Genomic DNA, 12396 nt, shown 5'->3' with positions numbered 1-12396 from the left:
TAGAAACAGTATAGCAAACAGGTTTTAGATCATGAGATAGATTTTGTTATACTTTGTCATTAATAAGTACATTTGCAGGGTATTAGTTAAAAACGCAGGTAATGAGGGGATATTTAAAAAGACTATGTGTATTGTTGCTTAATACACATAGCGGGTAATGGCAATATAATGGCTAACACATCCACCAATAACAAAGAGGTGCCAAATAGCATGGCTATATTGAGTACTTTTAGCACTATAAAAAATAGTACCTACACTATAAAATAAGCCGCCAGCTAATAGCCAATAAAGTGCATTGATAGGCACGTTTAAATAAAGCGGATACACAATGGCTAATGCAAACCATCCCATTAATAAATAAGTAGCCAGTGATACTTTCTTATTGCCATTTTTAACCAATAGCTTATAAGCGATGCCTGCAAACGCTACTGTCCAAATAAAGGCTAAGGTAGCCCAAGACCAGAGCCCAGATAACGACAGCAACAAAAAGGGCGTGTAGGTGCCTGCAATCAATAAATAGATGGCGCAATGATCACATTTTTTGTAAAACGCTCTCAACCTAGGGCGCACACTGGCGTGATAAAGCGTTGAAGATAAAAATAAAATAAATAAGCTACTGCCATATATCAAAGTACTTGCATAACTTTTAACACTGTTAGTTTGTTTAACTAAATCCCAAAAAACAAAAGCAGCAAATACAATACCTAAAGCATGACTAATAACATTTAACAGCTCTTCTTTTTTTAGAATAGGGGGCTTCAACAGACATAACAGATCCTACCACTTAACTAGATTGTTTTCAGTGTACACGTGTACGCTAGAATTTTCAATTGAGAAATAACTTCCCTTAATTTACTGAGCATTAACAAACACACTATTATTTGGTTTTATTTTTTAAATTGTTGGTCAAATTTACTAATTTAGATTTTAAGCTTTTCATTTTTATTATTTTATTTAATTTAAAAACAATAACTTAACTATTTTTTCTTTATGGCATAGCCCTTGATAGTAACTAAGTGTACTAACCAATAAACAAACAAGGAATATCATTATGAAAACTTCAATCAACATGACAATCGCTAGCTTACTTGTATTAGGCTCAACTCAGGTTAACGCGACAGAAGTCGATTTAAATATTACAGATATGCTAACTAAAACAGTGTCTACTTATGTATCACAAGCAAGCAATGAGCTTGAAAAGTCCGTTAAGGAAGCCGTTTCTTTTGATGCGCAGCTCATCCTTGATGGCTTACTTGAAACTAATCCTGTAGTTAATAATAACAACATGGATGAAAAACAACGTGTAGTAAAAGCACAACCAAAGCAGTAAAAAAAGGGAATAAAGTAATGAACAGTGAGTTCGAACTATTAGCCATTATGTTGGCGCCTGTGGCAAGTATACTAAGTGTTTATTACTTGGTTTACATGATAAAAAATGTGGGAACGAGGTTAAATTAGTAGATGCATTTACCCTGTAAAGCAATCGATGTAACTAAAGCTGATCGACTTGAATAAAGCGCACGTAAATAAAGGCAGAGTGTTTGAAAGAAGTAGACTTTATGAAACGTGCGATTTTCCCATTACCTATATTTATACTACCTGAAGGCTATACGCGATTACGCATATTTGAGCCTCGTTATTTAACGATGGTAAAAAACGCATTAAAAACCAGTAGCGGTTTTGTTTTATGTACGTTTGAGCATGACACCCCTTTGAACATAAGTGCCCAAGGTTGCTTAATGGATGTGATTGACTTTGATCAAGACGAAAGCGGTATGCTATTGATTGATGTTTTTGCATCGAAAAGTGTACAAATAGATAACGTGTATCAAGATGAGCAGGAACTTCGCCACGGTGATGTATCCGCTTGCAACACACCGTATTGGTATAACAAAGATAACCACGAAATTGGTCAGCACCACCTTTTACAAGTGGCACTGGAAGAAGTCTTTGCAAATAACCCCGATTTGCAATCGCTGTACAAAACTACCAAGTTTAATCAGCTCACGTGGATTGTTGCACGATGGCTTGAATTACTCCCCATTTCTATAGAGAAAAAACAACAACTTGCATTTGAGACTAACTTTGATAACTTGCTCAGTTTCCTCCATACTGTGATTAATAACGAATTTGCCTAAAATAATTATGATCCGCTTATAATCTTTGCTCGTAATGGTATCTACTAAAGCAATAACGGGACATTTTACTATGGTAAGTCAACAACAATCACTACGTTGTGAACCTAACACAGGTAAGTACGCTGCCATGCCAGAAACGCCAAGTACGGAACTCAGGGAAGCATTAGTTAATGTTGCTCAATCTCGCGATAAAAAATCATTCGCGTACTTGTTTGAGTATTTCGCACCAAAAATCAAACGCTTTGGCATAAAGCAGTTTGGTGTTGAAGCCCAAGCAATGGAATTAGTGCAAGAAACACTTACGTCAGTGTGGCGTAAAGCCCACCTGTATAATAGCGACAAGGGTGCGGCTACTACATGGGTTTACACAGTAATGCGTAATGCTTCTTTTGATATGCTTCGTAAAATGAAAAGTAACAAAGAAGAAAACATAAGCGAAGATATCTGGCCGTTATTGAACGAATCTGAAGATACAAACCACGAGTATAGTGACCACCTTGAAGATCAACAAATAAAGCGTTACCTAGATAAATTGCCACAAGCGCAAAGAGAAGTGGTACGCGGTGTTTATTTTCAAGATATGTCGCAAGAGCAGCTTGCTCAACAATTAAACATTCCAGTAGGCACGGTAAAATCACGATTACGTTTAGCCTTGCAGAAATTACGTAATGAAATGGGAGATCAGCATGATTAAACATCACCCGAGTGAAACACTACTGACACAATACTGTGCAGCAACACTTCCAGCATCACTTAGCCTTGCAGTATCAATACATGTTGATATGTGCCCTTTGTGCCAAGCAAAAGTTGAAAAACTTGAGGCAAGTAATGCGCATGCAGTTTTTAGTGACAATATGGATGTGACAACTGTTGAACAAACAGACGATATAATTGAATCAAGTTTACTTGATATGATCACTGCCGATGACTCGATTGATGAAGTATATTCTGTTGAACCGGTTAGTATTAGCGTCAACGAACATAACTACATCTTACCGAGGGCTCTTACACGTATTTCGCATGGCAAATTTACTCAAGTGGGTAAGCTTGCGCGTTCTCGTATAGCGCTTGATGATGGTCATTTACGTTCAAGTTTGTTACATATAGATGCTGGTGGAGAAATTCCAGAGCATACGCATACTGGATTTGAGGTTACCCTACTTCTTGATGGTGAATTTACAGACGAAGAGGGTAGTTATGTGCCTGGTGATTTTATTTGGCAAGATGGCCGTCACCAACATACTCCCCTAACAAAAGAGGGATGTTTGTGCTTTACTGTTGTTAGTAGTGCGCTACATTTCAATAAAGGACTTAGCAAGTTACTTAATCCAATTGGTGGCTTGATCTATTAAGAGAATATATGCAAACAGATACAATAAAAATAGGCATTAGTGCCTGCTTAGCAGGCGAAAAGGTTAGATTTGACAGTGGTCATAAAAAATCCAATTTTTGTATGGAAGAGCTGGCCAAGCATGTTGAATATAAAATGTATTGTCCTGAGGTTGCTGTAGGTTTACCCATACCTCGCCCGACAATTCGTCAAGTAAGAACTGCTGATACTATTAAAGTGTGTCGACCAGATGGAACCGGTGATGTTGGCCCTCAACTGACAGAATATGGTAAAAAAATAGCCACAGAACAAGCAGGCCATCTTAGCGGGTTCGTTTTTTGTGCAAAGAGTCCAAGCTGTGGCATGGAGCGGGTAAAAATCTACAATGAAGCAGGAACCGGTAATACCTCTGAAGGCGTTGGTTTCTTTGCTGAACAAATTATGAAACATAATCCTTTATTACCTTGTGAAGAAAATGGACGTTTAAATGACGTTCATTTGCGCGAGAACTTTGTAATGCGTGTTTATACATTACATAACTGGCAACAGTTAGTGAAAGAGCCCGTTACTGTTCATCGATTGACCCAGTTCCATGCTCAATACAAATATTTGTTAATGGCTCATAATTATCAAGCGTATCGTGATTTAGGCAATCTACTCGGAACGTTTGTTGGTGACGATGTTAATGCTTTGGCCGACGAGTACATTCTGGGTTTAATGACAGCGCTTAAACGACCTGCTTCAAGAAAAAATAATTCAAATACGCTAATGCATTTGCAAGGTTACTTCAAAAAAGATTTATCAAAAATCGAAAAGGAAGAAATGCGAGATGCAATTGATGAGTATCGCCAAGGGTTGGTGCCGCTTTATGTACCACTGACTTTGCTTAAACACCATTTAAAGGTTCATCCAAATGAGTATTTAAGCAAGCAAATTTACTTTAACCCTTATCCTAATGAACTTAAGTTACGTTACGGTTTGTAATGAAAACACTATTTTGGTTTAGGCGCGATTTGCGCCTTTTTTCTAACGAAGCGCTTATTGAAGCGTTAAATAATGGTGCTAAACACGCCATTTTTTTTGTGTGCGAAAAACAATGGGCAGAGCATAATACCGCAGCCATTCAAATTGACTTACTTAAACGCAGAGTGAGTTATATTCGCGAAAAACTTGCCAAATACGGCGTTAATTTACATGTAATAAACGCTCCTTTTTTTGCCGATTGCCAAACTAAACTTCTCGATTTTTGTCAGCAGCATGAGATTAAACATATTATAGCCAATACTGAGTACGAGCTTAATGAGTTTAATAGGGACAAAGCGATTCGAGAACAGTGCGACCAACAGCAAATAACGTTTACTTTATACGAGGGTGAAATAATTGCTCCCGTAGGCACTGTGCGTACTCAAAATAATGAAATGTATAAAGTATTTACACCGTTCAAACGTGCGTGGTTAAAGCAGTATCAAGATACACATTTTAGTTTATTGCAGTGGCCGTTATCTGAAGAGCCGATAGAAATCGAACCATGTGAGTTACTAAGTGGTGATGAAAGCTCAAAAAAATGGCCTGTTGACGATGAGACCTTATCAACCGTAGTTGATAATTTTATTCACGATAAATTAGCAAGTTATGATGATGTACGTGACATACCAAGCGTAAAAGGGACCTCGGGTTTAAGCCCCTACTTAGCCCTCGGGGTTGTTAGTAGTAAGCAATTAATGGTTAATATACAACAACATTATCCCGATATACTCACTACTTCTAAAAGTAAAACATTTACCTGGGTTAACGAACTCATTTGGCGTGAATTTTATAAACATTTAATTGCCGAATTTCCTAAATTATCACGCGGTGCTAACTTTAACGAAAAGTACGATAGTGTGTGTTGGCGTGACAGTGACGCTGAGTTTAAGCAATGGTGCGAAGGTCGCACGGGTTATCCGCTTGTTGATGCAGCTATGCAACAGCTTTTGCAAACAGGCTGGATGCATAATCGTTTGAGAATGGTGGTTGCAAGTTTTTTAACTAAACATCTACTGATTGATTGGCGTAAAGGCGAGCAGTTTTTTATGCAGCATCTTATTGATGGCGATTTAGCCTCAAACAATGGCGGCTGGCAATGGGCTGCAAGTACCGGATGTGACGCTCAACCTTACTTTAGAGTATTCAATCCTATCACCCAAAGTGAACGCTTTGATCCAAGTGGTGATTTTATTCGTAAATATCTGCCTGAATTAGAAAAAGTGCCAGATAAACACATTCATTTCCCACATACTTACTTAGCAGCAACGGGGCAAAATGAACACTGTTACTGGCCGGCAATTGTTGATCATAAAGCGGCACGAGCGAGGGCTTTAGCTGCATTTAAGGTGTGATATGGATAACCAATTATCAGTCGATAAATTTGTAGAAATATACCAAAAGCTTGATAAAGATAACCTAGACTTATTAACTGAAATTTACGCTCAAAACATTCACTTTATAGATCCGCTGCATGAGATTAATGGCCTTGAAGATTTAAGACATTATTTTTGTGGTTTATATAGTAATGTTAAGCATTGTCGATTTGACATAACCGATTCATTTACCAACGATAATAATGCATTTGTATACTGGACAATGCATTATTCTCACCCAAAACTTAATGCAGGTAATACAATTTCAGTGCAAGGGCACAGTAAACTCGTTTTCGAAGGTGAAAAAATTATTAATCACCGAGATTACTTTAACGCTGGAGAGCTTTTGTATAAGCATATTCCATTACTGGGCAACATTATTAATTTTATTGATAAAAGGGCTGGTTAATTATGATTACGCTTATTACAGGTGCAACATCAGGTATAGGTGAACAACTTGCAATAAAGTATGCTGAGCAGGGCGACACAGTCATTGCGTGTGGACGAAATACGCAAAAGCTCGCTGAACTTGCAAAACATAACAACATAGAAACCTGCCAATTTGATGCAACTAACTTGCAAGATATTAAAGCTGCGAGCCTAGGTTACCCACAATTTGACCGTGTTATTCTTAACGCTGGTAATTGCGAGTATGTTGATGATGCTCGTAATTTTGATAGTGCCCTTTTTGAGCGTGTTATCAATGTTAACTTACTCTCTATGGGTTATTGCTTAGAAGCACTACTACCTAAAATAACATCAGGCGGCCAGTTAGTGATGGTTAGTTCGAGTGTTACTTACTTACCTTTACCTCGGTCAGAAGCTTATGGCGCATCAAAGGCGGGCGTGAGTTATTTAGCTAAAACCTTGGCAGTGGATTTAAATGATGTTGATGTAACACTAGTCCATCCTGGTTTTGTAAAAACCCCGCTTACTGATAAAAATGATTTTCCTATGCCTATGGCTGTTAGCGCTGAAAAAGCGGCTGATTACATTATAAAAGGCGTTAAAAAGCGTCGTAAAGAAGTTCATTTTCCGTATCGTTTCACACTTATATTAAAAGCATTGCGAATATTGCCACTTTCGCTTTGGCTTAAAATTGCAAAAGGATTAACCCGTTGAAAAAAATAGCAATAATTGGGACTGGCGTATCAGGTTTAACCTGCGGACACCTATTGCACAAGCATTATGATGTCGCTCTATTTGAAAAGAATGATTATATTGGTGGCCACACTGCCACGGTAGATGTAAATCACAGTGGTATCAACTATGCGGTTGATACCGGTTTTATTGTATTTAACGATAGAACATATCCTTACTTTGAAAAGCTGCTTGAGCGCATCGGTGTAAAACGTAAACCAACACAAATGAGCTTTAGCGTTCACAACGAAGCTACGGGCTTTGAGTACAATGGGCATACATTTACAAGTTTGTTTGCTCAGCGTAGAAACATAGTTAGACCTAAGTTTTGGCGTTTGTTATACGATATCGTGCGTTTTAACAAACTGTGTAAGGCTTTGTATGAAAAAGGCCAATACACTGAGCAATCACTCGGTGAGTTGCTAAAACAGCATCGCTTTAATGACTTCTTTAAATACCACTACATTTTGCCAATGGGTGCAGCTATTTGGTCTACTAGTATTAAAGAGATGGAAAACGTGGGCGTGGAATTTTTTGTAAAATTCTTTTTTAATCACGGTTTATTAGATATTACTAATCGTCCACAATGGTATGTTATTCCGGGTGGTTCTCGTGAATACATCAAACCTCTGATCGCCGGCTTTGCTGATAAAATACAACTAAACACTCACATAAAATCGGTAACCAGAGATGAGCAGGGTGCAACAATTACTTTTGCTGATGGTGAGCAAGCTGTGTTTGATAAAGTTATTTTCGCGTGTCATTCAGATCAAGCGTTAGCGTTACTTGGTGATGCCTGCGAGCAAGAAAGCAAAGTGTTGGGTGCTATCCCATACACAGAGAATTCGGTGGTGTTACATACAGATGTATCATTATTACCAGATAGGAAAGCTGCGTGGGCGAGTTGGAATTATTTACTAAATAATAATACCGACAAAGCCGCTGTGGTTACGTATCAAATGAACATACTGCAAGGGATAGACTCTGATACCCAATTTTGTGTCACTTTAAATCACTTAGAAGGGATCAACCAAAGTAAGATTTTACGTGAATTTACCTATCACCACCCCGTGTTTAATCAACAATCAATTGCTGCTCAGCAACTGAAGAGTACGGTTGATGGTCAAAACAATACCTATTTTTGTGGTGCCTATTGGTATAACGGCTTTCATGAAGATGGCGTACGTAGTGCCGTTGATGTTGCAAAACAACTTGGAGTAGAGTTTGACTAATGCAGTGTATTTAGGCGATGTAAAGCATCGCCGTTTTGCTGTAAAACACCATGCGTTTAATTACCCACTTTATATGATGTGGGTTGATTTAAATAATACTCACGCGCTCAATGGCGTCCACAAACAGCTCGGTACTTCAGGATTTAAAGCATTAAAGTTTGAGCAATCTGATTATTTAAAGGGGTTACTCGATAGTCAACATCAGCCCATTATAGAGCGTGCCCATGCGCAGCTAGCCCAGCTGGGCGTAGATGAAAAATTTAGCCATGTATACCTGCTAGGGCAATTACGCTGTTTGGGCATTTATTTCAGCCCTGTAAACTTTTATTTTTTTGGTCATCAAGATAATGAATTTAGCTACATGGTGGCTGAGGTGAGTAATACTCCATGGAATGAGCGACATTACTACTTGGTTCCCCTACAAAAAAAAGTGAACTTTAAGAAAGTATTTTCCGTATCACCTTTTATGAATTTAGATATGAACTATCATTGGACAGTACGTCAAAAGAAAGACAATATACTGATTCGTATAGAAAATAAGCGCGATGAAGAACTGCTTTTTGATGCTTCATTAAGGTTACAGCGTCAACCATTGTGCAATGTTCAAATGAGCAAGCTGTTAAAGCGTTTTCCTGCGATGACTTGGTCTATTTTCAGAGGTATTTACTATCAGGCATTTAAATTGTTTGTTAAAAAAGTCCCATTTTTAGGTCATTCAGGCAAACTTTAAAATTTTAATTTATGTTGTTTAACAAGTAATAACAATAATATAGGTAAGTATATGGAAAAGGTATCGAGCTTACGCGTTCAGGAACGCACTAGTTGGTTTACTAACTTGTATAAAAAGTTAGTGTTTAAAGCGTTCTCGTCAATTGAAACGGGCCAAATAGTACTGGTTGAGAATAACCAGCAGTCTGTATTTGGGGATGCGTCTTCAGAGCTAAAAGTAACGGTAACTGTAAACGATAACGCCATGTATAAAGCGTTCGCACTTTCAGGTAGTGTGGGTGCAGGTGAGTCATACATTTTAGGGCAATGGCAATGTGACAATTTAACTCGCTTAATCGAAATTTTTGCGATTAACCAAGATCAGTTAGATGCGTTTGAAAAGAAATTTGCGTTCTTTAGCAATATCGCCCACCGTATAAACCATATAAAAAACAAAAACTCTCATGCAGGTTCAAAAAAGAATATTGTTGCTCACTATGACTTAGGCAACGACTTATATGAGTCTTTCTTAAGTAAAGAAATGCTATATTCGAGCGCGGTCTACCCAAGCAAAGACGCCACTCTTGAACAAGCGCAGCAATACAAACTTCAACGTATTTGTGAACAAGTTGAATTACAGCAAGGTGACACAGTTATTGAAATTGGTACAGGGTGGGGGGCATTTGCCATTTATGCCGCAACTCATTATGACTGTCATGTAACCACCACCACTATTTCTGATGAACAACACGACTATGTTGCTAACAAAGTTAAACAGCTTGGACTCGAAAGCAAAATCACTTTACTCAAACAAGACTACCGTCTATTGACTGGAAAATACGATAAGCTCGTCTCAATAGAGATGATTGAGGCAGTAGGTCATGACTACTTACCTAGCTTCTTTACCAAGTGTGGTGAGTTATTAAAAGATGACGGTGCCATGCTTATTCAAGCAATTACGATTAGCGATCAGCGTTATCAACATTACTTAAAAAATTCAGACTTTATACAACAGTATATTTTCCCTGGTGGGTGTTTGCCTTCGCTTAATGAAATGAGTGAACAAATTAAAAATAACACCGATATGAATATCCACACCATCAATGATATTGGTGCTCACTATGCCCGCACTCTTGCCGATTGGCGTGAGCGTTTTATTGCCAGCTGGCCAGAGCTTGATAGCGATAAGTTTGATGATCGTTTCTATCGCTTATGGCTATTTTACCTTGCCTATTGTGAGGGGGCATTCAGAACTCGAGCCACCAGTACTGTGCATTTAATGGCACGTAAACCCCGCTTTACGAGTAGTAATGATGAGATTGCACTCGCTTATTAACTTTTTGCTGTTTCAGGTAGTGTGGTTTATGTGCCTGCTACTTGAACAGGACTCATTAGTTTTTTCTGCTGTAGTCATAGCGTTGATGTTTTACTTATCAGCACAAAAAAAACAAGATGCTTTACTGGTTTTTAAAGCCCTGCCATTGGCTCTATTGTGTGAGTTTATTGCGGTTCAGTTAGGGCTATTTGAGTTTAAAGTTGATCCGTTTCCATTATGGCTGGTGTTTTTATGGATCGCATTAGTGCTGTGTATTAACACCTCAATGTCGTTTCTAACTAAGCTTAAACCGTGGCAAGCATTTTGTGTGTGTTTGTTATTCGCGCCAGGCAGTTATTGGGCTGGTTCGCGATTTGATGTACTAGAATTAGGGATGCCACTGTGGCAGTTTTGGCCACTTTACGGTGCTTTATGGGCTGCAACATTTACCCTTATTTTATTTATAAACGGTAAAATAGGCGCGTTTGTTAAGCAATAAAATGATACTGCTTGGAGGTAACGATGAAAACGCTTTTAAATTTACTTATGGTCTATGCTTTAATCAACTCCGTTGCTTACGCTGACACCCAATTTAATAAGGTGGGCGAAGCCCGCATGGAATATCTGTTTTGGGATGTTTATGATGCAACGCTTTACACACCCTCTGGTACTTATACTGCCAAGCAAACGCCTGTTAAATTTACCTTAACCTACTTGCGCGATTTTGACGCTAAAGACATTGTAAAAGCGACTAATGAACAGTGGCAACATTTAGGCAAACCTCAACTTTCAGCTCGCTATGCAGATAAATTACTCTCGATATGGCCAAATATTAAAAAAGGTGAATCGTTAACTTTATTAACTGATCAGCAAGGACACAGCACTTTTTTCATAACGATAACCAAATAGGCCGTATTGATGATGCCACGTTTGCTGAAGATTTTTTAGCTATTTGGTTAAGTGAAAATACGTCGGAACCATCAATTAGAAATCAACTACTAGGGATTTAATATGATTAATCTAAAACGCGTTAAAGTCGCCATGGTATTGGCTGTTAGTTTTTTTATTGCCAGTTGTTCAGCCCCAAGTGTTGAACATTACAAAGGTTCAGAACCAAATTTCGATTTTAAGACCTTCTTTAGTGGCGATTTGAAAGCCTATGGCGTTGTACAAGACTTTAAAGGTGAATTAACTCGTAAGCTTGTTGTGGATTTAAGCGCTACGTGGGATGGCAATAAGGGTACTATTGAAGAAGATTTTGTTTACGATGATGGGGAAACACAAAAACGTATCTGGAAAATAACCTTAAACGACGATAACACTTTAACTGGAACGGCCTCAGATGTTTTAGGAATAGCCACAGGTGAAAGTGACGGCAGTGTGTTTCATTGGAATTATAATGTAGAGATCCCTTACGATGGCAGTTCGTTGGAAGTTAATTTTGACGATTGGATGTACCTAGTAACAAATACCCGCTTGATAAACCGTACGTCTATTGTTAAGTTTGGTGTTGAGGTTGGGGAAGTGACCTTAGTAATAGAAAAGGTAGAGTGAGTCATTAAGGTGCAAAGCTGCACTAATAGTGTGCCTAAATTAAGCTTTTGTTAACTCAACTCGCTGTATTTTACAGTGAATTTTACTATTTTTACTAATTTTTTAGTATTTTAGATAAAAAACGTAATTTGCTGTTGCTAACTCTTCGAAAATGCATAAAGATAGGATTTGCGAAGGCAAAATAATAACGAATAGGAATCTAATAATGAACAAAGCTCAACTAGTTGAAAAAATCTCTACTGACGCAGAAATCTCTAAAGCAGCCGCTACACGTGCACTTGATGCATTCACAGGCGCTGTAACTTCTTCATTAAAAGAAGGCAACTCTGTTGCATTAGTTGGTTTTGGTACTTTTTCAGTTAAAGAACGTGCTGCACGCACGGGTCGTAACCCACAAACGGGTGCAGAAATCCAAATTTCAGCAGCGACTATCCCAAGCTTTAAACCAGGTAAAGGTCTTAAAGACCAAGTAAACCTATAATTTTTGGTTTATAAAATATAATAAAAGGGCTATTAAGCCCTTTTTTTATCGTAAATTTTTGGTTATTTAATTTACGCTATTTAACTTTAGCTCTGCTTA

14 protein-coding genes and 2 pseudogenes are annotated in these 12396 nt (G+C 38.1%); 15 read left to right on the top strand and 1 reads right to left on the bottom strand.

What is annotated here, in order from left to right; genetic code table 11:
• Positions 1 to 138: 138 nt before the first annotated feature.
• A pseudogene (locus P20439_RS10190) lies at positions 139 to 769 on the bottom strand (hemolysin III family protein).
• 282 nt (positions 770 to 1051) lie between these two features.
• Between P20439_RS10190 and P20439_RS10185 the strand changes: the two are divergent.
• From P20439_RS10185 to P20439_RS10115, 15 genes and pseudogenes are all read left to right on the top strand, one after another.
• Positions 1052 to 1330 carry a hypothetical protein gene (locus tag P20439_RS10185; protein WP_008112538.1) on the top strand — a complete coding sequence of 93 codons (279 nt, stop codon included), beginning with the start codon at positions 1052 to 1054 and terminating at the stop codon, positions 1328 to 1330.
• A gap of 211 nt (positions 1331 to 1541) precedes the next feature.
• Complete coding sequence (locus P20439_RS10180) at positions 1542 to 2138, top strand: LON peptidase substrate-binding domain-containing protein (protein ID WP_008112540.1); 597 nt, start codon at positions 1542 to 1544, stop codon at positions 2136 to 2138.
• Between the two features lie 70 nt (positions 2139 to 2208).
• Complete coding sequence (locus tag P20439_RS10175; RefSeq protein WP_008112542.1) at positions 2209 to 2832, top strand: sigma-70 family RNA polymerase sigma factor; 624 nt, start codon at positions 2209 to 2211, stop codon at positions 2830 to 2832.
• Complete coding sequence (locus tag P20439_RS10170) at positions 2825 to 3490, top strand: ChrR family anti-sigma-E factor (protein ID WP_008466638.1); 666 nt, start codon at positions 2825 to 2827, stop codon at positions 3488 to 3490. Before P20439_RS10175 ends, P20439_RS10170 begins: the two co-directional genes overlap by 8 nt.
• Positions 3491 to 3498: 8 nt before the next feature.
• Positions 3499 to 4452 (top strand): DUF523 and DUF1722 domain-containing protein, encoded by a 954-nt coding sequence (locus tag P20439_RS10165; protein WP_008466637.1) that lies wholly within the window; start codon positions 3499 to 3501, stop codon positions 4450 to 4452.
• Positions 4452 to 5846 carry a deoxyribodipyrimidine photo-lyase gene (gene phrB / locus P20439_RS10160; protein ID WP_008466634.1) on the top strand — a complete coding sequence of 465 codons (1395 nt, stop codon included), beginning with the start codon at positions 4452 to 4454 and terminating at the stop codon, positions 5844 to 5846. Before P20439_RS10165 ends, phrB begins: the two co-directional genes overlap by 1 nt.
• Before the next feature lies 1 nt (position 5847).
• Positions 5848 to 6276 carry a nuclear transport factor 2 family protein gene (locus P20439_RS10155; protein WP_008466632.1) on the top strand — a complete coding sequence of 143 codons (429 nt, stop codon included), beginning with the start codon at positions 5848 to 5850 and terminating at the stop codon, positions 6274 to 6276.
• 2 nt (positions 6277 to 6278) lie between these two features.
• Positions 6279 to 6989, top strand: a complete 711-nt coding sequence (locus P20439_RS10150; protein WP_008466630.1) for an SDR family NAD(P)-dependent oxidoreductase — start codon at positions 6279 to 6281, stop codon at positions 6987 to 6989.
• Entirely contained in the window at positions 6986 to 8239 is a 1254-nt protein-coding gene (locus P20439_RS10145; RefSeq protein WP_008466628.1) for an NAD(P)/FAD-dependent oxidoreductase, read from the top strand. The genes P20439_RS10150 and P20439_RS10145 overlap by 4 nt, the downstream gene beginning before the upstream one ends.
• The gene (locus P20439_RS10140) at positions 8232 to 8969 is read left to right on the top strand and encodes a DUF1365 domain-containing protein (RefSeq protein ID WP_008112552.1); all 738 of its coding nucleotides are present in this window, start codon (positions 8232 to 8234) and stop codon (positions 8967 to 8969) included. Before P20439_RS10145 ends, P20439_RS10140 begins: the two co-directional genes overlap by 8 nt.
• A gap of 51 nt (positions 8970 to 9020) precedes the next feature.
• On the top strand, positions 9021 to 10283 hold the full coding sequence (locus P20439_RS10135) for a cyclopropane-fatty-acyl-phospholipid synthase family protein (RefSeq protein WP_008112553.1): 1263 nt from the start codon (positions 9021 to 9023) through the stop codon (positions 10281 to 10283).
• Entirely contained in the window at positions 10261 to 10761 is a 501-nt protein-coding gene (locus tag P20439_RS10130) for a DUF2878 domain-containing protein (RefSeq protein WP_036933577.1), read from the top strand. The genes P20439_RS10135 and P20439_RS10130 overlap by 23 nt, the downstream gene beginning before the upstream one ends.
• A gap of 23 nt (positions 10762 to 10784) precedes the next feature.
• Positions 10785 to 11272: pseudogene (locus P20439_RS10125) on the top strand (chalcone isomerase family protein).
• Position 11273: 1 nt separating this feature from the next.
• Positions 11274 to 11816, top strand: coding sequence for a DUF3833 domain-containing protein (locus P20439_RS10120; RefSeq protein WP_008466623.1), 543 nt, complete (start codon positions 11274 to 11276; stop codon positions 11814 to 11816).
• A 205-nt stretch (positions 11817 to 12021) separates the two neighbouring features.
• Complete coding sequence (locus tag P20439_RS10115; protein ID WP_008112559.1) at positions 12022 to 12297, top strand: HU family DNA-binding protein; 276 nt, start codon at positions 12022 to 12024, stop codon at positions 12295 to 12297.
• Positions 12298 to 12396 lie beyond the last annotated feature (99 nt).

The organism is Pseudoalteromonas sp. BSi20439, assembly GCF_000241165.1.
Classification (GTDB): domain Bacteria; phylum Pseudomonadota; class Gammaproteobacteria; order Enterobacterales; family Alteromonadaceae; genus Pseudoalteromonas.
This window is presented reverse-complemented; position numbering and strand designations above follow the sequence as displayed.